The organism is Lactivibrio alcoholicus, assembly GCF_055390895.1.
This window is the reverse complement of record NZ_AP042471.1, coordinates 2,412,121-2,434,696: the sequence shown is the minus strand read 5'-3', so window position 1 is coordinate 2,434,696 and position 22,576 is coordinate 2,412,121. Positions and strand designations below refer to the sequence as shown.

Annotated in this window: 20 protein-coding genes; 10 read left to right on the top strand and 10 right to left on the bottom strand. The window is 62.6% G+C overall.

Annotation, left to right across the window (positions count from 1 at the left end):
- The first annotated feature begins 11 nt into the window (after positions 1-11).
- Together ACZ5IU_RS11160 and ACZ5IU_RS11155 are read left to right on the top strand one after the other, a co-directional pair.
- On the top strand, positions 12-497 hold the full coding sequence (locus ACZ5IU_RS11160; protein WP_464417290.1) for a TRAP transporter small permease: 486 nt from the start codon (positions 12-14) through the stop codon (positions 495-497).
- The gene (locus ACZ5IU_RS11155) at positions 494-1,777 is read left to right on the top strand and encodes a TRAP transporter large permease (RefSeq protein ID WP_464417288.1); all 1,284 of its coding nucleotides are present in this window, start codon (positions 494-496) and stop codon (positions 1,775-1,777) included. The genes ACZ5IU_RS11160 and ACZ5IU_RS11155 overlap by 4 nt, the downstream gene beginning before the upstream one ends.
- Positions 1,778-1,813: 36 nt before the next feature.
- Here the strand turns inward: ACZ5IU_RS11155 and pgsW are convergent, their stop codons facing one another.
- From pgsW to ACZ5IU_RS11125, 6 genes are all read right to left on the bottom strand, one after another.
- Positions 1,814-2,767 carry a poly-gamma-glutamate system protein gene (gene pgsW / locus ACZ5IU_RS11150; RefSeq protein WP_464417286.1) on the bottom strand — a complete coding sequence of 318 codons (954 nt, stop codon included), beginning with the start codon at positions 2,765-2,767 and terminating at the stop codon, positions 1,814-1,816.
- 74 nt (positions 2,768-2,841) lie between these two features.
- Positions 2,842-4,461 carry a dipeptidase gene (locus ACZ5IU_RS11145; RefSeq protein WP_464417284.1) on the bottom strand — a complete coding sequence of 540 codons (1,620 nt, stop codon included), beginning with the start codon at positions 4,459-4,461 and terminating at the stop codon, positions 2,842-2,844.
- 107 nt (positions 4,462-4,568) lie between these two features.
- Positions 4,569-5,747 (bottom strand): M14 family metallopeptidase, encoded by a 1,179-nt coding sequence (locus ACZ5IU_RS11140; RefSeq protein ID WP_464417282.1) that lies wholly within the window; start codon positions 5,745-5,747, stop codon positions 4,569-4,571.
- A 10-nt stretch (positions 5,748-5,757) separates the two neighbouring features.
- Positions 5,758-5,943, bottom strand: a complete 186-nt coding sequence (locus tag ACZ5IU_RS11135; RefSeq protein WP_464417280.1) for a hypothetical protein — start codon at positions 5,941-5,943, stop codon at positions 5,758-5,760.
- 17 nt (positions 5,944-5,960) lie between these two features.
- Positions 5,961-7,256 carry a citrate transporter gene (locus ACZ5IU_RS11130; RefSeq protein WP_464417278.1) on the bottom strand — a complete coding sequence of 432 codons (1,296 nt, stop codon included), beginning with the start codon at positions 7,254-7,256 and terminating at the stop codon, positions 5,961-5,963.
- A gap of 51 nt (positions 7,257-7,307) precedes the next feature.
- Entirely contained in the window at positions 7,308-7,889 is a 582-nt protein-coding gene (locus tag ACZ5IU_RS11125; RefSeq protein WP_464417277.1) for a DUF6305 family protein, read from the bottom strand.
- 550 nt (positions 7,890-8,439) lie between these two features.
- On the opposite strand from ACZ5IU_RS11125, the gene ACZ5IU_RS11120 reads away from it, so the two are divergent.
- Genes ACZ5IU_RS11120 through ACZ5IU_RS11105 form a run of 4 tightly spaced genes read left to right on the top strand, consistent with a single transcriptional unit; the run spans position 8,440 to position 12,929 of the window.
- Positions 8,440-10,011 (top strand): 2-isopropylmalate synthase, encoded by a 1,572-nt coding sequence (locus tag ACZ5IU_RS11120; protein WP_464417275.1) that lies wholly within the window; start codon positions 8,440-8,442, stop codon positions 10,009-10,011.
- Positions 9,992-11,302, top strand: coding sequence for a 3-isopropylmalate dehydratase large subunit (locus tag ACZ5IU_RS11115; protein ID WP_464417273.1), 1,311 nt, complete (start codon positions 9,992-9,994; stop codon positions 11,300-11,302). Before ACZ5IU_RS11120 ends, ACZ5IU_RS11115 begins: the two co-directional genes overlap by 20 nt.
- Positions 11,287-11,802: a 3-isopropylmalate dehydratase small subunit gene (locus tag ACZ5IU_RS11110; protein WP_464417271.1), complete on the top strand. Its 516-nt coding sequence runs from the start codon at positions 11,287-11,289 to the stop codon at positions 11,800-11,802. Before ACZ5IU_RS11115 ends, ACZ5IU_RS11110 begins: the two co-directional genes overlap by 16 nt.
- Positions 11,799-12,929: an isocitrate/isopropylmalate dehydrogenase family protein gene (locus ACZ5IU_RS11105; protein WP_464417269.1), complete on the top strand. Its 1,131-nt coding sequence runs from the start codon at positions 11,799-11,801 to the stop codon at positions 12,927-12,929. Before ACZ5IU_RS11110 ends, ACZ5IU_RS11105 begins: the two co-directional genes overlap by 4 nt.
- 109 nt (positions 12,930-13,038) lie before the next feature.
- On the opposite strand, the gene ACZ5IU_RS11100 is transcribed toward ACZ5IU_RS11105, so the two are convergent.
- Positions 13,039-13,743, bottom strand: a complete 705-nt coding sequence (locus tag ACZ5IU_RS11100) for a DUF554 domain-containing protein (protein WP_464417267.1) — start codon at positions 13,741-13,743, stop codon at positions 13,039-13,041.
- A 187-nt stretch (positions 13,744-13,930) separates the two neighbouring features.
- Between ACZ5IU_RS11100 and ACZ5IU_RS11095 the strand changes: the two genes are divergently transcribed.
- On the top strand, positions 13,931-14,644 hold the full coding sequence (locus tag ACZ5IU_RS11095) for a 4Fe-4S binding protein (RefSeq protein ID WP_464417265.1): 714 nt from the start codon (positions 13,931-13,933) through the stop codon (positions 14,642-14,644).
- On the opposite strand, the gene ACZ5IU_RS11090 is transcribed toward ACZ5IU_RS11095, so the two are convergent.
- Entirely contained in the window at positions 14,639-15,427 is a 789-nt protein-coding gene (locus ACZ5IU_RS11090) for a SagB/ThcOx family dehydrogenase (protein ID WP_464417263.1), read from the bottom strand. The two genes, ACZ5IU_RS11095 and ACZ5IU_RS11090, sit on opposite strands and share 6 nt — an antisense overlap.
- A gap of 291 nt (positions 15,428-15,718) precedes the next feature.
- On the opposite strand from ACZ5IU_RS11090, the gene ACZ5IU_RS11085 reads away from it, so the two are divergent.
- Complete coding sequence (locus tag ACZ5IU_RS11085; protein WP_464417261.1) at positions 15,719-16,231, top strand: hypothetical protein; 513 nt, start codon at positions 15,719-15,721, stop codon at positions 16,229-16,231.
- A 19-nt stretch (positions 16,232-16,250) separates the two neighbouring features.
- On the top strand, positions 16,251-17,531 hold the full coding sequence (locus tag ACZ5IU_RS11080) for an MFS transporter (RefSeq protein WP_464417259.1): 1,281 nt from the start codon (positions 16,251-16,253) through the stop codon (positions 17,529-17,531).
- A 67-nt stretch (positions 17,532-17,598) separates the two neighbouring features.
- On the opposite strand, the gene ACZ5IU_RS11075 is transcribed toward ACZ5IU_RS11080, so the two are convergent.
- Complete coding sequence (locus ACZ5IU_RS11075; RefSeq protein ID WP_464417257.1) at positions 17,599-19,362, bottom strand: AMP-binding protein; 1,764 nt, start codon at positions 19,360-19,362, stop codon at positions 17,599-17,601.
- Between the two features lie 239 nt (positions 19,363-19,601).
- On the opposite strand from ACZ5IU_RS11075, the gene ACZ5IU_RS11070 reads away from it, so the two are divergent.
- A complete protein-coding gene (locus ACZ5IU_RS11070) occupies positions 19,602-20,252 on the top strand; it encodes a nitroreductase (protein ID WP_464417255.1) in 651 nt (216 codons plus the stop codon).
- Between the two features lie 90 nt (positions 20,253-20,342).
- Here the strand turns inward: ACZ5IU_RS11070 and ACZ5IU_RS11065 are convergent, their stop codons facing one another.
- Positions 20,343-22,502, bottom strand: a complete 2,160-nt coding sequence (locus tag ACZ5IU_RS11065; RefSeq protein ID WP_464417253.1) for a methyl-accepting chemotaxis protein — start codon at positions 22,500-22,502, stop codon at positions 20,343-20,345.
- Positions 22,503-22,576: the final 74 nt, after the last annotated feature.

Genomic DNA, 22,576 nt, shown 5'->3' with positions numbered 1-22,576 from the left:
GGAGGAACACCGTGAAAAAACTGGTTTCGAGTCTCGTACGCTTTCAGGAGACGATGGGAATGATTCTGCTCACCGTCTTTTTCATCGCCATCCTGGCGCAGATCGCCGCCCGGTACATGGCCATCCCGCTGCTCTGGACGGAAGAGCTGGCGAACTACTCCTTCATCTGGGCCGTATTCATGGGCGCGTCCGTGATGGTCCACTACAAGGCGCACTTCGCCTTCACGCTCCTGATCGAAAAATTCAGGGGCAGGAGTTCGCTCGTCTATGACGTGGTCATCTGCGCCATCCTGCTCTCTTTCACGGTCCCGATGACCCTGTACGGCGTCACCATCGTCTCGGAGTTCTGGGACTACAACTGGATCACCCTCACGTGGGTCAAGATGGGATACACCTGGATGTGCCTTCCGATCATGGGCGCGACCATGACGCTTTACATCGTCGAGCACGTCGTCGAGGACATCCGGACGCTGCTGCGGAGGGAGGCCGTCGCATGACGCCGCTCGCAATCGTCGGTCTCTTCGTCGTCCTGATCTTCATCGGCGTCCCAATCGCCTTCGTCATCGGCATCGTCTCGCTTCTCGGGATCATGTCCATCCCGATGATCCCGAACCTCACGGTCTTCATGAAGATGTTCAACGGGCTGAATTCGTTCGTCCTGCTCGCGATTCCGCTGTTCATCCTCGCGGCGAACATCATGAACCGCGGAAAGATCACGGAGATGCTCGTGAACTTCTGCATCGCGCTCGTCGGCAACATCCGAGGCGGCCTCGCCCACGCGAACATCCTCGTCTCGATGATCTTCGCGGGCGTCTCCGGTTCGTCGCAGGCGGACACGGCCGGCGTCGGCAAGATGCTCATCCCCGCGATGATCGACACGGGGTACGACAAGGAGACGACCGTCGGCGTCACGGCCGCGTCCTCGACGATCGGCGTCATCATCCCGCCGAGCATCCCGATGGTGGTTTACTCGGGACTCACGAACGCCTCGGTCGCCGCGCTCTTCATCGGCGGCATGATCCCTGGAATCCTCATCGGACTCACGATGATGCTCATCGTCTGCGTGATCGGCCGGAAGAGAAACTTCCCGAAGTACGAACGCGCCGGTTTCCGCAAGGTCTGGGGACTCTTCCGGCAGTCCTTCCCGGCCCTGCTGACGCCCGTCATCATCGTCGGCGGCATCACGACGGGCTGGTACACGCCGACCGAGGCGGCCGCGTTCGCCTCCGTGTATGCGCTTCTCATCAGCCTGTTCTTCTACAGAACGCTCACGCTGCGCGATCTTCCCGACATCATCAAGGAGACGCTGAAGCTCAGCTCGCTCTCGCTCTTCGCACTCGCCACGGCGAGCGCGCTCGGAGAACTCCTCGGATACTACAAGGCGTCCGATCACATCGGCGCATTCTTCGCCGCCACAATCGCCAGTCCGCAGATCTTCATGCTCATCGTCATCGCATTCTTCCTCTTCGTCGGGACATTCATGGACGCGATTCCGGCAATGATCCTGTTTATGCCGGTCATTCTTCCGACGGCTCTGAAGCTGGGGATCACGTCGGTCCACCTCGGCATCGTCGTCGTCATTACGCTCGCCATCGGGCTCGTGACGCCTCCGTACGGGCTCTGCCTTCTCATAGCCGGTTCGATCGCGGATCTTTCGATCGAACGTTCTCTGCGCGGCGTCCTGCCCTACATCGCGGCAGACCTCATCATTCTGCTTCTCGTGGCCATGTTCCCGGCCATCGCGTTCTACATCCCGCAAAAACTGGGCATCATGTAAAGCGCTCCGACCCGTGAAACGCAGATTCTCAAGGCCTCACGGGTCGGGGATCTCTTCGTACGGCAGCCCGAAGTCCCCGCAAACGCCCCGGACGTTCAGAAGGTGAATCACCGGCACTCCCCGCGCGAGAAATTCGAACAGCAGCCCCCTGTCCGCCCCCGCCGGAATATCGCGCGCCATCGCGATGAGGCCGTGCGGGAGCTTGAGAACGCTTTCGGTCCTCCCCAGGCTGACGCCCGGTCCGCCGCAACTCACGAAGCACGCGACGGGCGACGGCGTCTCCGCAAAAATCCGAAGCCGCCGCGCGATGGCGTCCTCGAGCGTCGTCCCTTCGATGCGCTCTTCCGGACGCGCGCGCATCAGGTCCGTCACGGTCGGAAAAGGGGACTCCAGAAGCGTCTCCGCCATTCGATCGCTCGCTCCCCCCGGGGCGATCGCGCGAAGTCGGGCGGACAGCAGTCCGGCGCTGTTCAGAAGGTCCAGAATGACCGGAAACGTAAAGCCGGGATCCGTTCCGCCGTACATCGAGGATCCGTAGGAAAAGACAACCTGCGCGTTCACGCCGAGGCTCTCGGCCGCGCAGAGCGTCGCGAGCGAAAAGCCGGGAAAAGACCCGCTCGCGTTGACGGCGATCCAGTCCCCTCTTTTCACTCCCGCACGGCGGAGGTAGACGGCGACCACGTCCGCCATGACGGGACGCGACGAGGCGCGCTTGTCGGACAGGCGCCCGAGGCTGGTGGTGAGCGGCGAAAACTCGACGCCGATCAGCCCGGTCCGTTCGGGATCGAGCGCTTCGTTCACGAGGCCGAGACGGCGCTTCTCCGCATACAGCACGGCCTCGCACCGGGCCATGAGCGCTGACGCCGCGCCGGCGCCCGGACGTTCGTCCGCCCGCGCCGCGAGCACCGCGAGCGCCGAAAAAAGCAGGAAACACACGAGACACGCGACACGACAGTTCACGATGCGGCTCCTCCACCGTTCGATCAGCATCCGGACGCCGCCGGATACAAAAGGCGCGGCGCCGTCGGGGCCGCCGCGCTGTTTCGTCACTCGCAGGAGCGAATTTACTTCTTCTGTTCCGTTCCGCGTTTCGGGACGCCGAAACCGACGATCTCGTTCCACTCCTCCGGATACGGCGTCGCCTTGACGTCCGTGTATCCGAGCGCGTACTTGCTCAGAAGCCGGTCGCCGAGCGCGAGCCAGCGCTGGTTGAAGTCGACCGCGTGAGCGTAGGCGAAGTCGGTGATCAGCTCCACTGCGCCCTTCTTGTCGCCGGCCTTGAGCATTTCCGCGGCCTTGTCCTGGATCATGGGCGTCTGGATATACAGCGGGATGAGTTTCGCGTCGCGCGCTTTGTGGATCTCGGTCCGCGCGTCCTGATAGCGCAATCCCGCCAGCTCCTGAACGCGCGTGTTGACCCACCAGCCGGACTTCGGATCGTAGTCGTGATAGCGGTCGCCGATGCCGTAGAGCGGAGGCAGCTTCGTCATGATCGGCCACAGCGGCGTGATATAGGTGGTATCGGCCGCGCCGTACCCGAACCAGCTGATGCCGCGAACTTCGGCCGGAAGATCGCCGCGGACCTGCGCGATGTGAACGTAGCAGGAACGCATCATGTTGACGGAACGCTCCCAGTCTGCGCCGGGAACCTTCTTGCTCGAGTTCGCGAAGCGGATGGGGTTCCCCCACGGTCCGGCCTGGATTCCCTTGCTCAGGTCGAACGGCGTCCCTTCGTACCAGTCTCCCTTGATGGCAAGAACGTCGTGAACGCTGAGTTTCTTGTCCGGCTTGATCGAAATGGGATAATTGAGTTCGTCCGGCCCAAGCTTGAAGGACTGCGGCGCAGCCAGGGAGAGGACTCTCCACTCGCGGCGGGTCGAATAGAGCTTCGTGTTCGGTGCGTAGACATCCGCGGGGCTGAAGTTCTTTTTGTCGACGTCCTTTTCGGCGATGAACCCGTTCTTCACGGCGTAGTCGACGATGTCGGGGCACGCCATCACGTTCTGCGCGTCGGTGAGGTCCAGGTTCCGCAGTCTCGCGCGGTTGGCGCCGACGAAGATGTGGTCGTCCGGCATGCGCCACGCGGCCCAGATCTTGTTGCCGTAGAACTCAATGATCCAGACTTCATTGCCGTCCGTCAGCGGCATGGTCTCGCCCGCGTCGAACCAGCCGTATTCCTCGACGAGTTTGCCCATGATCTGAACGGCCTCGCGCGCTGTGGATGCGCGCTCGAGCATGATATCCTGAATGATCCACGCGTCCATCATTCCGACCGCGTCTTTTCCCATGATCTGCTTGATGTTCTTCGAACGATCGTCCGTCACTTCGACGGAGTTGGTGGATTCGGCGATCGCCACGCCATTTTCGTTCATGAACGAATAGCGCGACGCGAAATACCGGAACGTGTGCGGAACCTGCGGGATCTGCCCGATCACCTGCGCGTCCCCGTCGTAGCCGTGCGCGTCCTTCACGACGTTCCGCTTCGCCCCTTCAGGCCAGTCGGCCTCCGGCACGATGTAGAGGCGCGAATTCGCCACCCGGGAATCGTCGTTATGGGTGATGATGGCGCTTCCGTCGACGGTCGCGTTCTTCCCGACGGCCACGACGGTGCAGGCAAGAGCGGACGACGACGTCAACGCGACGACCAGAGCGGCGAAAACAATCTTCCTCAACGATTTCAACATACATTCCCTCCTGTCTTCAGACACACGGTGAATCTCCAAAAGACACCCCAAGAGCGCGCGGTGCGCCGGACCGGCGTATCCGGCCCGGGAAAAAACCATGATGCGGATCAGTTCAGGAAGACCTTCGCTGGATCCGCTTTCGCCGGGTCATGAAGGAAGGAGCCCAGTCCGCGCTCCTTCAAGTCCGGATAGGCGGGAAACGCGACGCGAAGCTCCTTCGACGGATCCATCAGAAACTCGTTCATCTGACGGATCATCGCGAGCGTCCCGGAAAGATGCCGGCCGACGCGGTCCCACATCGGGCAGCCCGTTTCGATGGTGTAGTCGGTGAACAGCAGTCCGTGATCCGCGGCGGTCTGCAGAAACTCGTCCTTTCCGTCCATCATGAGTTTTTCCGTGATCTTCCCAGCCACCCGGTCGATGAAGGGCTCGGGCGTTTCCATCAGAATCACGAGCGAGTCGCAGAAATCGCCCGCGTCCCGGTGGCTCAGGCCGCGAAGCCCCTTCGGGGAGGCCTCGCACTTCATCGGAAACTCCGTCGCGGACAGCTCCATCGAGGCCATCATCGCCATATCGAGCGCACGGTCATGCGCCACGTAGGTCGCCACGACCGGGTACATCAGCGACGCCTCGTGGGAATCGACGAAGAGCGTGATCTTCTCCTTCCGGTTCAGCTCCATGATCGCGTAGGTCAGTTGCTCCGTGAGGCTCCCGTCCGGACGTCCGGGGTAGGTGCGGTTCAGGTTGCGCGCGTCCGTATAGTCGAGGTTCTGCCCCGACGGGTAGTGGACGTACGTGAAGGGATCGGGCCACTGGTCCAGCGGCGACGTGTTCCGGTCGCCGATCCGATAGGCCTTCGGCCCGAACGGCGTCTCGACGTGAAGGAACTTCGGATAGGCGTTCCCGAGCATTCCGACGGTCGCGGCGCTCCGGTTCGCGTGCGGACAAACGAAGACGCGCCCCTTCTCGACCTTGAGGTTTTCCATCATGACATACGCCGATAGGGTCGTCGCCGGCTCGTAGGGATGCGTACCCCCGAGGTAGAACATGGAGCCTCCGGGAACCCCCGAGTCGTAGATATACACCGGCGTATCGACGCCCGTCCCGCGGATCGGCGGGAAGTATTCACTGAGCATGACGACCTTCGTGAAGGCGGGCGATACGACGACCGTCTCCTTCATCGTCCGCAGCTCGACGAACTCCCTGCCGCCGAGCAGGGCGAACAGGAGCGCGAGCGCAAGCAGCAGGATCTTTCGAGGGATCGTGTAGTTTTCGTACGCGGACATGGCGCGCCCCCTACTTGATGTGCAACGCGCGCAGCAGGAACGGGATGATCGTGTAGGCGTACACGATGTCGTACACGATCGTCTTCCGGGTGTTGCGGAAGAAGAGCCCGCGCAGCAGCACGAGGCCGCAGAGACCGGCCAGCCCGAAATAGATCTGGTGGATCAGTTCGTTGGATACGCGAAGGAACTCGTCCATATCGTCTCACTCCTCACTCAGTACACGATGAGCCAACGAAAGTCGTTGGCGTACATGAGCATTCCGAGCGCCACGAGCCCCATGAAAAGCGCGGGGACGAAGATGGCCTTCAGGAACGACATGTACGTTCCCTCGTACCCGGAGACGTCGATCGCGACGCGCCCGGAGATCCGCGAAGGGGGCAGGCAGTCGCCCAGCGGAAAGATCAGGCTCAGCGCCGTCGCGACTATCGTGACGTTCACGCCGATGGAGTTGAACAGGAAGATGAGCGGCGTTCCGAGGATGATGCCGCTGCTGTAGCTCAGGGATCCCTGGGCCAGGGGCAGGACGACGAGCGCGAACGCGTAGATGAGGGACACCGGAAGCGTGACGAACGTGATCGCGATGAGGCCGCGGACGCCCGTAGCCGTCATGATGTTCACGAGGACGCCCACGCTGATGACGGTGGCGAGCAGCGGGAAGACCTGCTCGGAGGTGTTCGTGAGGACCTCGTACCAGCGTCGCAGCCCCTTTCGCTGCGGCGTCGCGCACATTGCCACGACCGTACTGATGAGGAAGATCAGCGGAATGCCGAGGATCGGCATCCGGAACGCCGCGTATTTCGACAGCAGCAGCAGGACGACGAAGGTCAACAGCGGCGCCGAGATCCGCAGCCAGTTCATCCCCTCAGGGGCCTTCGGCAACGACGCCAAGACCGTTTCCCTGCTTTCGGGCTTGCCGCCGCGCAACAGGTAGAACACGGTAAAGGCAGTGATCAGGAGAATCGGCGCCAGCAGCGGTAGGTCGAAGCCCACGTAGGGCATGTTCGCCTGCGCGCACATCAGCATGACCCAGAGGTTGATCGGCGGCGCGACGGCGGCGAGCATCGACGTCACGTAGATGAACGCGACGATTCTGGTTTCCGCGATGCCGCTCAGGCGCAGCACGGTCGCCACCATTCCGCCCACGACGAACATCGAGACGCTCCCCGCCCCGGTCAGCGCGCCCGGAATCAGCATGATAACCGCAAGGAGGAAAAACAGCACCCACTTCCGGTCGTAGAACCGATCCACCATCTTGAGGACGAGCGCGTCCATCGCGCCCGTCTCCGAGTAGAAGTTGATGAAGATCGACGCCGTCAGGAACGTGAACGCCACGTCGAAATACGTGAACGTCCCCTCGACGAGGAGACGCACGGGAAAGCCGAGACGTCCGACGAAGGCGCCGACGATCGCCGTGATCACCATCGAGAGTTCCGGCGACTTGAGCTTCCAGCTCGCGAGCGCGAAGGTCAGCACCATCGCGGCGAGGACAAGAGACGTTTCGGCGTACATCACAGGACCTCCCGTCCGCGCCGGGGATGATCGTTCATGCCGGGGAGGGGGTTATTTCGCGTACATCTTTTTTGCGAACTCATTGAGGTCCATGGCGTTGTCGAGATAGCTGACGGGGATATTGTTCTGCTTCCCGAAGTCGGTGAACCTCCCGTCGGCGTCCCCTTCCCGGTTCACGACGATGTGCGAGGCGAACGGAAGGATCGCGTCGATGGACCGCTCGTCGGCGCTGCCGGGCTTGCCGCGTCGGGCCTTGCCCTCGATATGGGCCGCAATGACCTGGATCTTCAGTTCCTTCGCCTTCGCCATCATGGCGTTCAGGCGGTCGACCTCCTGGTCGATCGTGATTCCAGAGGCGCCGAGCCCCTTGGCGGACGACCCGATGACGACGAGCATGGTCTTGTACCCGCCCGCTGCGAGATCGTCGGGCTTCGGTTCGGCGTTGTAGGTCAGCTCCTTCACGACGGCCGCGCGGGTTACGAGGAGCCGTCCCATCTTGCCCCCCGGTCCCTGCCCCGCGTTGGTTATCAGCAGGGGCTCCTCCCCTTTGGGCGCTTCCGCTCCGGTCACGGCCGCAAACGCGGCGGATCCGAAACACAAGAACAGGAGAATGAGACCGTACACCTTTTTCATGGCATTGTTCCCTCCTCATAGCGTAATGTGGAATACTGAAATGGATCCAAATTATACCCCGCCTCGAAACAAGACACAATTTGTTTTAAGAATACAAAGCGTGCATCCTCCTCAAACGACATCGTCCGCCCTCCAGATCATGAAATACAAATCAGCTTCGGGAGCGAATCCGAACAGTGCTGCCACCCGGTAAAACCCGTGAACGCAAAAGGTTGACTTTTTTCGTACAAAAGTTGCATATTGACACGGTATGGAATATGAGGGTAGAATTCCCGTCAATTTACTGACTTTCCGACGATATTATGGCAAAGGAGGGAATCAGCACGATGAAGATCGCACGTCCTCGCACCACGCGGAATGTTCTTTCCCTGTGCCTCCTCCTCGGTTGCCGGTTCCCCCCAGGAACGCCGGCAGCCTGACAGGCTGCATCCTCGGCTTCCCGGGCCGGAACCTCTCGCACAAGAGGTTCCGGCCCTTTTTTTATGCTCTTTTCCCGGCCGGAAGAGACTGCATAGATGAACGAACGCCAGATGTCAGGAGTGTGACAGCAATGACGAGAACACCGTCCATACGAATCTTCGACACGACGCTGCGCGACGGCGAACAGGCCGCCGGAATCAATTTGAATACGGAGGAAAAACTGCGGATCGCGCTCGAACTCTCCCGAATGAACGTCGACATCATCGAGGCGGGATTTCCCGCCGCATCGAAGGGCGATTTCGATGCCGTCAGAACCGTCGCCGAACGCGTTTCAGGTCCCGTGATCGCGGCGCTCGCCAGGACGAGAACGACCGATTTGGACGCGGCGTGGGCGGCCGTCCGCGTCGCGAAACGCCCGAGAATCCACACGTTTCTCGCTACGAGTCCGATCCACATGGAGTACAAGCTTCGAATGACGCCGGATCAGGTGATCGAAGAGATCCGTCGCGGCGTCTCATACGCGCGGTCGCTCGCAGAGGATGTCGAGTTCTCGGCCGAGGATGCGAGCCGTTCCGACCCCGATTTTCTCGCACGTGCTTTCCGTGCGGCGGCGGAGTGCGGCGCAACGACGCTCAACATACCGGACACCGTCGGATACGCGATTCCAGACGAATTCGGCGCCTTCGTCCGAGACATTATCGACCGTACCGGAGTTCCGGATGTCTTCTGGTCGGTCCACTGCCACAACGACCTCGGACTCGCGGTCATGAACTCGATCGCGGCAGTGAGAGCCGGCGTCCGGCAGGTGGAATGCACGGTCAACGGTCTCGGCGAACGGGCCGGGAATGCATCGCTCGAGGAAATCGTCATGGTTCTCCGGACGCGCTCCGATTCGTTCAGCGCCGATACGGGAATCTACGCGACGGGTCTGTGCGCCGCGAGCGCCCTCGTGTCGAGGCTCACGGGCTTTCCCGTGCCCCCGAACAAGGCGGTCGTCGGGTCGAACGCGTTCGCCCACGAGGCCGGAATCCACCAGCACGGAATGCTCTGCAACGCGAGAACCTACGAGATCATGCGCCCCGAGGACGTCGGAGCCATGGGGAGCCGTCTCGTCCTCGGGAAACATTCCGGACGCCACGCCTTCGCGAAGCACCTCGGAGAATCGGGCTTCGCGCTCACGGAAGATCAGATCTCTGAAGCCTTCTCGCTCTTCAAGGATCTCTGCGACCGCAAGGGAACCGTCACGGGAGACGACATCGAGAGCCTCGTGACGAACGACATCCTCGGAGCGTCGGACGGCCGACGGATCACTCTCCGGAGCTACCTCGTCCAGGTAGGGGGCGGACGCGGAACCGCAACCGTCACGATCGAGGAGGACGGCGTCGAGAAAACCGACGCTGCGACGGGAAACGGCCCGGTCGACGCCGCGTACTCGGCGATCCGGCGCATCGTCGGAATGGAGCCGGAACTCGAGCAGTTCTCCATCAGAGCCGTCGGCGAAGCGTCCGACGCGCTCGGAGAGGCTACCGTCACTCTGTCGGTCGATCCCCAGGACGGGACCGGGCAGCTCCGGTCGACCGGAAGGGGAAGCAGCACGGATGTCATCGAGGCCGGAATCAAGGCCTACATCGACGGAATCAACCGCCTGTTCCGAATGGCGGCATCGAAAGGAGCGTCTTTGTATGCAGCACACGTTGGTTAGCGCCATCCTCGCGTCCCACACGGCCGATCCGGTCCGCGAGGGAGGAATCTGCCGCGTCCGCGTGGACTTCGCGTTCGCGAACGACATCACCGCCGCGCCGGCGGTCGAGGCGTTCGGGCACATTGGGACGGAACGCGTTTTCGCCCCGGACCGGTGCGCCGTCCTCCCCGACCACTTCACGCCGAACAAGGACATCGCGTCGGCGGAACAGACGAAGAAGGGGCGCGTCTTCGCGCTCGCTCAGGGAATCCGCTACTGGGAGGTCGGGCGCGTCGGCGTCGAACACGCATTCCTCCCCGAGCAGGGACTCATCCTCCCCGGCGACATCGTCATCGGAGCCGACAGCCACACCTGCACGGGCGGCGCGCTCGGCGCCCTCGCGACGGGCGTCGGAAGTTCCGACCTCGCAGCGGTCTGGGCGCTCGGCGAGACCTGGATGAAGGTTCCTCCCACCGTCCGCATCGATTTCACGGGGAAACGTCCGGCTTGGATCACGGGAAAGGACATGATTCTCGCTGTTCTCGGACGGATCGGCGTCCAGGGCGCCCGGTACCTCGCACTCGAATTCGGCGGCGAAACGGTCGCGGATCTTCCGATGGACGACCGTTTCACGATCGCGAATATGGCGGTCGAGTGCGGCGCGAAGACGGGGCTCTTCGTACCGGACGAACGGACAATCCGCTATGCTCGCAAGCGCGCCAAACGGGCATTCGATCCGGCGTATCCGGACGCAGGCGCGACCTACGCACGGCGCGAGGCGATCGACGTCTCCCCGATGGAGCCGATGGTCGCCGCTCCCCACTCTCCGGACAACGTAAAGCGGGCGCGCGACTGTTCCGGGATTTCCGTCGACCAGGTCTTCATCGGCTCGTGCACGAACGGCAGGCTTTCCGACATCGCGCGCGCGGCCCGGATGTTCGAGGGACGGAGCGTCGCTCCGTCGGTCCGCTGCATCGTGATCCCGGCGTCCTACGAGGTCTACAACGCCGCTCTCGAACGAGGGTATATCGCGACATTCGCAAAGGCAGGCGCGGTCGTCTGCACGCCGACGTGCGGCCCCTGTCTCGGCGGCCACATGGGAATCCTCGCAAAGGGAGAACGATGCGTCTCGACGAGCAACCGCAACTTCGTCGGCCGAATGGGACACCCGGGGAGCGAAGTCTATCTCGCGAGCCCGTTCGTCGCGGCCGCGAGCGCCATCACGGGGCACATCACAGATCCGCGCGACATCGCGGACGAATCTATTTTCGACGCTTTCACCGGAGGGGACGGAAAATGGACGCGATCATGAAAGGATACGCGTGGAAGTTCGGAGAGAATGTCGACACGGACGTCATCATTCCGGCTCGGTATCTCGTATCCGGTGACGCCGCACAGCTCGGCGCGCACTGTATGGAAGACGCGGACCCCGCGTTCGCGTCGAAGATCTCGAAGGGCGACGTCATCGTCGGCGGCGAGAACTTCGGCTGCGGATCGTCGCGCGAGCACGCGCCGCTCGCGATCCTCGGGTCGGGAATCTCGTGCGTCGTCGCGGCGTCGTTCGCGAGGATCTTCTTCCGCAACGCAATCAACGTGGGACTTCCGATCTTCGAGTGCCCCGAGGCAGCCACGGCTATCGCGGCGGGCGACGAGGTCGAGGTAAACGCGTCGGAGGGAATCATCGTCGATCGGACCACGAACCGAACCTTCTCCGTGGTCCCGTTTTCTCCCTTCCTCCGCGAACTCATCGACAGGGGCGGACTCGTCCCCTATGTCAGGGCCGAACTGGCGAAACGGAGGAAGGCGGTATGAGCCGCCTCCGTCACACCGTCGCCTGCCTTCCGGGCGACGGAATCGGACCGGAGGTCATCCGCGAGGCCCATAAGGTCATGGAGGCAGCCGCGGCGCGCGAAGGGTTCGACATCGAATGGACGGACTATCCGTTCGGTGCGGGACACTACCTGAAGACCGGCGAGATCCTGCCCGACTCGGCCGTCGAGGAGATGGCGAAATGCGACGCGCTCCTTCTCGGCGCGGTCGGGGATCCTCGCGTGCGTCCCGGAATCCTCGAACGGGGCATCCTTCTCCACCTGAGGTTCCACTTCGACCAGTACGCCAACCTGCGTCCCGCGAGAAGCTATCCGCGCGTTCCGCTCCCGGTCTCGCCGAAGGGCGGAAAGGGGCTGAACACGCTCGTGGTCCGCGAGAACACCGAGGACTTCTACGTCGGCATCGGAGGACGAACCGTCGGCGGCGCGGCGAACATCGACATGAACATGGAACGCGGACTCTACTCGCTGCGGGGAACCCTGCAGGGAACGCTCTCGTCCGGAACCGGCGGGGCGTTCCAGATCGGGCTCGCGTCCGAACCAGGAATCCGCCGGATCGTCGCCTACGCGTGCCGCGCGGCGCTCGAACGCGGCGAATCCGTCGTCACGCTCGCGTCGAAGTCGAACGCGCTTCCCCAGATCTACGGATACTGGGAGGAAGTCGCAGCCGACGAGGGGGCGAAACACGGTGTGTCCATCCGTCCCGTGAACGTCGACGCGATGTGCTACCACCTCGTGCGGACCCCAGATCTCTACGGCGTCATCGTCGCGCCGAACATGTTCGGCGACATCGTGAGCGACCTCCTCGCGGGTCTCGCGGGCGGACTCGGCGTCGCGGCGGGGGCGGACATCGGCGACTCGCTCTCGATGTTCGAGCCGATCCACGGCTCCGCGCCGGACATCGCGGGAATCGGGAAGGCGAATCCGATCGCGGCGATTCTGACGGGCGCGCTGCTCCTCGAACACATCGGACACAGGGACGCCGCACGGGCCGTCGAGGATGCCGTCGCGAAACACCTCGCCTCGGTTCCCGAACGCGACCTTCCGTTCGAATTCGGAGGCGAGGGGACGACGAGCGCGACGGGAGACGGTATCGCGTCGATGATATGAACCGAGACGTCGGCCGTTGGATCAGATAGGCGAAGCGAAGGGCGCCCTCGGACAACCGACAGGGGGCACGTCCTTCGCTTCATCGCTTTTCGGCGATCCGGAAACGGCGTCAGGCGAGCCAGAAGGCGAGCAATCCCGCGAAGAACAGCGACGGAAGCATGTTCAGCACCGGGATCTTCCTGATTCCGAGGATCGAGATTCCCATCCCGATCAGGAGGACGCCTCCCGTTGCCGTAATTTCCGCCACGACCGCAGGAACGAGCACCGACTGCAACGAGCGGGCGAGAATCGCCAGAGTCCCCTGATACAGAAACACGGGGATCGACGACGAAAGCACGCCGATGCCCATCGAAGAGGCGAGCGCGACCGACGCCACGCCGTCCATGACGGCCTTCGTCGCGAGAAGCGTGTGCGTCCCGCGAAGTCCCTCTTCGAACGCCCCGAGAATCGCGACCGATCCGACGCAGAACAGCAGCGACGACGTCACCATCCCCTCGGAGAACTCCTTGCCGCCGATCTTGAGCCGCGCGCGAAGCCGATCGACGAGGCCGTCCGTACGACCCTCGAGCCGGAGAACCTCCCCGAGGATCGTCCCGAGAACGATGCTGCACACGAGAATCAAAATATTCGCCGTCTTCTGCGCCATGCTCAGTCCGAGAAAGAGCGTCACGAGCCCCATCCCGAGCAGGGTCGTCTCCATGATGCGTTTCGGGAAGCGCGAGGTCAGCAGAACGCCGGCCGCGCCTCCGACGAGAATCGCGCCGCTGTTGAGCGCCGTGCCGAGAAGGGGGATGTGCGTGAAGAATTCCATCATGGGAAACACCTCGCAGCGTAGGAATATCCAGCCGAATCACGTGAAAAGGAAGTATACGATATGAAACAGGGAAGTCAAGCGCTCCGCTACGATCCTCTCCGCTATCGCGGAGAGGACGGGTAACGGCAATTCGTGGTATTCTTGCAGACAGACGCGGCGCACATAGCTCCGCAAAGGGGGGCCATTCATGACACTCACGCAATCGCTGCGCGACCTGCTTCTGTCCGCCGGGGCCGACCGCGTCGGGATCGCCGATCTCAGCTCCATCGGCGACCGCGACCGGCCCGACCTCCCGACAGGAGTCTCGATCGTCGTCGCACTGGACCCGGATATCATCGCCGGGGTCTCCGACGGCCCGACGCGCGAATACGAAGGGGAATACACACGTTCCAACGCGCTTCTGACGGACCTCGCCGAGAAAGGGGCGGCGTTCCTCCGGGCGGCCGGATACGACGCGAAGGCCTACGCGGCGTCCGCAGGGAACTACGATCGGATCACATGGACATCACCGCTGCCGCACAAGATCGCGGCCACGCGATCGGGAATCGGATGGATCGGGAAATCGGACATCCTCGTCACGCGCGAATTCGGATCGGCCGTCAGGCTCTCGACGATTCTCACGAACGCCCCGCTCGATCCCGGCGATCCCGTCGAGGTCGCCTCCTGCGGAGCGTGTTCCGAATGCGTTCGTCTCTGCCCGGCGCACGCTCCGTCGGGGAAATCGTGGCGCGCCGGGCTCCACAGGGACGAGTTCCTCGACATCCGGGCCTGCGCCGCGGAACTCCTGCGCGTCAGGGACGAACGCGCACTGTCGCACATGATCTGCGGACGCTGCATCGCCGCATGCCCGTGGACGAAGCGATATCTGGCGTCCGCGAAAACGCCCGACGCCGCTCTATAACGACTGCTTTCCGACGACGGCCCCGTACACGGGGATGCTCCCGGACCGCGTCGCGGCGGGATCCTCGAGACCGAGGATCCTGGAGACTTCCTCGTCGTCGAAGGCCCCGATGCCGCAGACGCCGCACCCGATCGGCGCGGCCGCGAGGTAGAGGTTCTGGCATACGTGCCCCGCGTCGAGGAAGAAATATCGCCACGCCCGTTCCTTGTACCTCCATTCCGAACGGTAGGCCACGGCCGTCCAGAAGAAGATCGCGGCCGCCGAGAGCATGAACTTCTGCCGGTGACACGCCGCGACGAGGCGTTCGATGGATCCGACGCCTGCCGAAAGAGGTTCGAGCGCGTGCGACGACGCGACGTAGCGATACATCCCCGGAACGACGCCGTCGACGCGCGACAGCGCGAGGTACGTCTCGAAGGGGTGCCGGCATCCGGCAGAAGGAACCGTGCGGAGCGTCACCTTCCGCTCCGTCCAGATGCTCTGAACCCCCTGCGTCGCCCACAGGAGCCACGAAAGCTCGTCGGAAGAGAGCGGCTTGTCGGAATATTCCCGGACGCTTCTCCTCCCTTCGATCGCCGCCCTGAGGTCCACCGGGGAAACGACACAGCTCTCGGGCGACGGCAAGCGCACAAGCGCCGCGCCGGAGGCGACCGGAAGTTCGTAGGGCGGCTGGGGCAGCGTCAGCTCCTGGTCCGATTGCTGCGGCATGTTCCGATACAGGGTCGCCCGGATGAATTCGTCTCCTGCATGGCGTCTCCGTCCCTGAGCGTCGTGTTCGTCCATTCCCGTCACGTCCCTTCAGAATGCGACGCCCCCGATCCGGGAGGGCGTCCGTTTTTTTCAGTGTACCACTCCATTCATTCCGACGGCGATCCGCCGCCCCGAAATGCAGATTTGTGTTATGCTTTGCGCTCAGGAAAAACGCATCGTATCGCCGTCAGACGTACGAAAGGAAAGAATTCGATGATATTTCGTCAGGCAAAACAATGCGATCCCCACGAAACGGGCTCTTTCTCTCCCCTTCCGATGAAACAGGCTCACACTTTGTATGCTGTCCTCGTGAGCGCCTCTTTCATGAGTCCGCTCTTCAGGATCTCCGCCTCGCTCGTTCTCCCGATGGAGGCCGTCCGCCTCGGAATGATGGCCGGTTCCCCGCTGACCGCGAAGGTACGCGCTACATCCGAAGACCTTCCGAAGCTCATTCGCGTCTCCTGCCTGGGCAATACGCTCTTTTGGGCGTTTCTCGTCACCGTGATCGCGCTCCGTTTTCCGATCCGGGTCGCCGGAATCGCGAGCCTTCTGCTCGGAATCTCCTGTGCGATCCGCGACGTCTTCACGATGGGAGGCGTCAACGCCCTCTCCGCTCCGAACGAAAAAGGCGCGACCTTCGGCGTCATGAACATGCTCGTAGTCGGAACGGCCGCGACCTTCCAGTTCGGGACGGGATGGATCATCAACCGTTTCCCGAGGGCGATTCCGGGGACGCACGACGCGACGGGATATCTCGTATGCTTCGGGATCATCCTTGCGCTCCTCGCCGCGAGTCTCTCGGCGCTTCGCGCCCTTTCCGGCGGAAGTCTCCGCTGAGTGCCGGGAAGAACGAACAATGCCGCTGTCGAGAAAGAATCTCAGCGAACTCGTATCGGACCCGCCGTTCCCGGTCTTTCTTCTGCTCGTCTCGGCGTACTTCATCGGGATCTTCTTCCGGATCTCGGCCTCGGTCGTTATGCCGATGGAAGCGGAACGACTCGCGATGAGCGCCGCGATGACGGGCTTCGTCTCGAGTCTTCACTTTTACTCCTACGCGTTCATGCAGCCCGTCGCCGGAGTCCTTCACGACCGGTTCGGCCCCGTGCGCGTCGTCACTGCGGGGCTGTTCGTAACCGCCGCGTCGAGCCTGCTCATGACGTTCATGCGAACGCCGTTCACGCTTGGCGCCTGGCGGCTTCTCTCGGGTCTCGGCGTCGCGCCGATGTACGGAGCGACGCTCGTCTTCCAATCGTTCGCGTTCCCGCAGGAGCGCTACTGTTTCTACGCAGGCATCAACTTCGCGCTTTCGAATCTCGGCGCGATCGTTTCCGTCGCCCCGCTCGGGTTCGTACTCGATACGTTCGGCATCGGGACGACCTTCGCGTTTCTCACGGCCGTCAATCTCGCCGTCATGGTCGTCCTCGGACGTTCCGCGAAACGCGATCCGCTTCGCGCCGTCGCGGCGCGAAGAGAACGTCGTCCGCTCTCCTCCCTGCTCCCTGAGATACGCGACGCGCTGGCGTACGTGATCCGCAATCGTCGGATGCGGGGACTCCTGATCCTCTGGGCGATCTCCTCTGCCTCGATGTTGACGTTCCAGGGACTCTGGGGCGTCTCCTGGTTCGTGGCGGCCTACGGCGCGGCTCCAGGGGCGGCCCGTTTCTGGGCGTCGATGATCAGCTTCGGGATGATGCTCGGACCTCTCATCAGCGGAGGGCGCATCATCCGTCCCGAGACGCTTCCCGGAACGATCCGGAACGTCTGCATCGGCAATACCCTCGCGTGGGCGATACTCTTCGGCGTCGTCGCGGCGGGGCTGCCGCTCCAGATCGCTGGAATCGCGACCCTTCTCGTCGGCGTTTCTTCCGGAATGCGGGGCGTGTTCGCGATGGCGGGGGTCAACGCGCTCTCGGGGAAGGGGAACAATGGCGCGATCTTCGGAGCCATGAACATGATCGTCGTTCTGATGGCCGTCGTCTTCCAATGGGGAACCGGGGTCATCATCAACTTCTTTCCGGCGGCCGTCCCTGGAACATACACCGCGTCGGGATATCTCGCCGGATTCGGAGTCGTGCTGATAGCTATGGCGACCAGCCTGTTCTCCCTCCGGCTGGTGGGGAAGAGACCGCTCGGATAAAAAAGGGCGGTCCCTTCCGTTCGACGGCGGAAGGGACCGCTAGATCCGCCAGAAAGAGCGACGGACGTCACTCTTTCTGGCGGAAGTCGTCCATCCAAGCCCTTTTGATCTCCGCCAATCGGATCGTCCCCTTGAAAGTCCTGAAGACCTCGCCGAAACGGAGAAAGTCCGGCTTCGCCCCCTTGGAGACAGAATGTCTCGCCTCGGGAAGGAATGTTCTTCGGATCTCGTCGGCGCACTCCCTGGCTCGCTCGCTCTTCAGCTCCACCGTGACGCAGCAGGAATCTTCGTGCTCGCTGACGAGCCGCAGCCCCGCAACGGCGAGATCGAAGTCGTCACAGGGCAACCCGTACCTCTTCTCGACAAACCGGCAGAGTTCGACATTGATCTGGTCGCACGCGTAATTGGCTCCCCCGCGGATAACGAGCGCCGAATCGCGCCCGACCCAGTAGAAATCGGTTCCGCCATCGTCGGGATTCGTGAGTCGGAACGCGATGTCGAGCAACCCGAGGTACCAGCCGTCCCGCAACACGCGATCCGTCCCTTCGTCGTTCTTCACGTACGCTTTCATGACATTGCCGCCCCGGCAGACCATGTATCCGGACTGTCCTTCGGCGCACTCGCGCATATATCCCTCTTTCGTGGGGTCGACCTGTTCCACGATCCGAACCTCCGTGAGGGGAGGGTGAGGCCGTCCGATCCAGTATCCCGTCTCGGGCGCGTGATTCCACCCCCGTTCGAAAGCGGCCATCCGGCGTTCGTCCGACATGTCGAGCGGCGTCCCCAGAACGTGGAAACACGTCTCCGTGGAACCGAAGCGGACGCTCGGGATCCGGCCCGTCCAGCGCCTGAGGCGGTCGACCGTCGTCGGCCCGACGGGAGCGGAACCGAGGACGAACTCGACTTTCCTCATCGCCTCGCGGAGCCGCCCTTCGTCGACGGGAAGAGCGTTCGTCTCCCGGAGATGCTCAAGATAGTCGAAGTGGCGCGCCACGGTCGGCGCGATCCGCCGTCGATCCCCTTCGTCGACACACTCGGCCACGGCCTTCCAGTAGAACGTCCCGTAACGCGGGAAGAGAAGAATCTCGGAATGCGGCCGTCGGACGAGCATATCGGATACGGCCGTCGAGTTCGCGTGATGCAGCGGATTGATGAGCAGGAAGAGCGACCCTCTTCCGCCCGGCAGAGCTCCCACGCGGTCGAGGAGGAGATACGTTCCGAGCGCCGCGTCGTTGTTCTCGTAGCTTCCGTAGGTGAGCCGTGCTCCCTTGGGGTGCCCCGTCGTCCCCGACGTGAAAATGACGATCCGGTCGTCGTCGCCCGTCAGATCCGGAAGGAACTCGTCTTCCGACATCGGAGCCTCGCCGGAAAGGTTCGCGACGTCGTATTCCGCGAGTTTCGGGAAGCGCGCGAGGAGCTGCGTCCTGAAATCGCCCATGTCCGCCGTCATCTCGGGAGCGGCGAGATCCAGAAACGACGCGTCGTGGAGCATCAGACGACATTCGGTGAGTCCGATCTTGTAGGCCATCTGCTCGACGCCGTCCGCCTGCCAGTTGACCGTAACGGGAACCGCCCCGACCATCGTCGCCCCGAGCCGGAACATCATGTCCTCGGGCGTGTTCTTCCCGTAGGCATTGACGAACGTATCCCCCTTGCCGAGGCCGCAACGCCGCAATACGGCCGCGGCGCGGCGCGCCATGTCCCAGAACTCGCCGCGGGTCCACGAACGCCCTTCCAGTCCGTTCCGAAGAGCGGGATCGTACGCGCGCAGGAAGCGTTCCTCGCGGTCGAGGAATGCGGGAAGATATTTCTGGAGCGCTTCTGAATACAAGAAAATGCCCCCCCCCGAAGAAAGTTGGTGTCGCGTCGTCCATACGTGAGGCGATTATGCGGGATCCCCCTGCCGGGCGCGTCCGCCCACTCCGGGGAAAGGAGCGCGACGCGATGAGTATACTCCCTTCCGGACCTGGTCGGACCCTGGATGTTCTCGTGCGGAGGTTCCGCTTCCGGGGTATGATTCTCGTGAAGAAGAGATTCCGTCGCACACGCGACGGAGGAGGAGGAATCGACATGGAACTGAGTGAAGGACTGCGGACGCGCCGTTCGACACGCGTCTTTCTCGATACGCCCGTTCAGAAAGATACGCTGCGTCGGATCGTCGAGAGCGCGCAGCGCGCGCCGAGTGCCGGAAACATGCAACCGTGGGAACTCTTCGCCGTATGCGGGGAAACCATGGAGCGCCTGCGGAGCGCCGTCAACGCCGCTTTCGAGGGGGACGGAGCCATCGCTTCGCCGGGACTCGCGAAACCGGCTCCCGAGAGGTATTCCGAACGTCGCCGCGGTCTCTACCGGGAGGCGGAGCCCTTCTTCCGCCGGATCGGGTGCGGAGGGGAGTTCATTCCGGAGGGGAGCTTCCGGTTCTTCGGAGCTCCGGCCGTCGTCATGGTGTACGTCCACGAAGATCTGCTGCCGGGACGACTCGTCTGCTGCGGGTCGATCATGACGTACCTGACGCTCGCAGCTCACGCCGAAGGCCTCGGAACGTGCGCGATCGGCTTCGTCCGGACGGCCGACCGGCAGATGCGGGAGGTTCTGTCCGTTCCGCCGGAACTTGCGTTCGTCGTCGCGGTCGCGGCAGGATATCCGAATCCCGCGAGCCCTGCCAACGAATTCTGCTCGTCGCGCGCTTCCGTCGACGAGGTCTGCCGCTTCTTCGACTAACGTTCGTCGGACGGCGAGAGCCCTTTTCGAGTTACTGCCATCCGACGGAAGGTCCGGCTCCACGTCCACGGAGCCGGACCTTCCGTGCCCTCAACCTCTCGTCGTTGCAACAAGCCCGCTTTCCTGACATCCGTCGTCGATCCTGAACTCGCTTACCAACCTCCGCAATTCCACCGACAGCGACGCGAGATCCTGCGATCCGGACGCCACCTTCTCCGAAACCGTCGCCACTTCCGCCATCCGGGAACGAATCTTCTCAGCAGACGATGCCGAAGCGGAAACGCGCTCCGCAATACTCTGAACCGCTCCCGCTATCTCCTCGCTCGAAGCCGCCTGTTCCTCCGAAACTGCGGCCAGATCCTGCGTCGCCGCTGAAATTCGAGAAAGCACCTCCATCATCTTCCTGATGGTCTCTCGGGTTTCACGCGCAAGGACGCTTGATTCCCCGGAATCTCCGGCGCTCTTTTCCGAGGAAACGACCACCTTGTCCAGCTCCGTCGTAATCTCCTGCGCCAGAACAGCGATCTTGCTTGCCGCACCGTTGCTCTCTTCGGCAAGTTTCCTCACTTCCTCCGCAACGACCGCGAACCCACGCCCCGCTTCCCCGGCTCTGGCAGCCTCGATCGCCGCGTTCAGCGCCAGCAGATTCGTCTGGTCCGCAATCCCTCCGATCTGCGTCACGAAGTTCTGTATCTCCCTCGCACGCGCCCCAAGCGTCCTCACTTCCTGCGCCGATCTCCCTGCGCTCTCCGCTACGCCACCGATACTCGACACGACCTTTTCGACGGCCGTCATTCCCTCTTCTCCGGCAAGTCGCGCCCGTTCGACGTCCGCAGCCATTTCCGTACCTTTGTTCGCCGACGACTGCGCTCCGCCCGCAACCTCCTCGACGCTCGCGTTGATTTCCTCGCTCGCGGCGGCAAGACTCTCCATCTGTTCGGAAACGTTATATACTCCGGACCTGGATTCTCCGACACCGGCGTTCGATTCTTCGGCGAGGGATGAAAACTCCTCCGCGCTGCTCTCGAGCTTCCCTGCTGCGGAGGCGATGGCCCGGATCGAATTTCGCTGATTCCATATCATTTCTGCGAGCGCGTCGGCCATATCTCCGAGTTCGTCGTTCGACCGTATTCCGAATTCCTCGCGCCCGATCGTCAGATCGCCCTTTTGCGCCCTGCCCGCCAGGATAACGACCTGCCTGATCGGCTTGACGATTTTTCGCGCGACGAACCAGACCGCAGCAACGACGAAAAGGGTTCCCACGAGAGAGAAAATGAGCGTGACGCCAAGAAGGCGATTCGAGGATGCCATGACCTCTTCTTCGGGAATGACTGTTCCGAAACACCATGGAGTTCCCGTATCGCCGATCCGCACGGGAACATACGCTTTCAGCGTCATTCGCTTCAGCGATTCGGACCACGCGTCTTCGAACCAGGTTTCTCCATCCCGAAGACGTTTCAGGAATCGATCTCCGCCATTCTGTCCGATTTCTCCCGCAGGCTTCCCGACTCTCGAAGCGTCCGGATGCGCCACGACCAGCCCCCCGTACGAGAGGAGCCGCCCGAAGCCCGTTTCATACAGCCGCAGATTCTTCGTGACTTCATTGAGAGAATCCAGAGCCACATCGACACCCGCGACGCCGACGCGCCTCCCCCTTGATTCCACAGGAACGGAAAGAGTCGTGAGCAGCGTCTTCTTCCCAGCCACCTCGTACTCGAAGGGTTCGAGAAGGCACTCCCGGCCCAGTTTCAGTGGGAGAAGATAATAGTCCCCATCTCCCGGTTTGTCGTATCCGGAAAGCGGCTCAAAGGTTTTCTTTCCATCCGCGCCGCGGTTCCAGTACGGAATGAAGCGCCCCGTCGCGTCATGTCCCTTCGTTCCCGCGAACTCGGCGTCTCTTCCGTCGAACTCGTTCGGCTCCCAACAGGTCCATACGCCGAGAAACTCCGGATTTCTCTCAAGAATCCTGTGGAGAATCCTGTTGACCGCCTCCCGGTCGGGACTCTCCGACTCGCAGATTCCCTCGAGAATGTGCGCCAGTGTTCTCGCGGCAATCAGGGGCTTACCAAGAGACTCCTGAACGACGCCAGAATACGCTTGCGACTGACTGATCGCGAACGACTCGGCGAGTTTCATGCTTTCCTTCCGGTTCATGAAGCTCGTCGCCCCGATGATGACCACAAAAGCCGATAAAACCGCCGCCAGAACAAACAACGTGATCCTCCACTGCAACTTCAGCCTGAACTTCATCACGACCACTCTCCCTGATTCCGGAGCGAAACACCGGGCGTTCGTCCCTCATGATTGATACATATTTTCCCCCG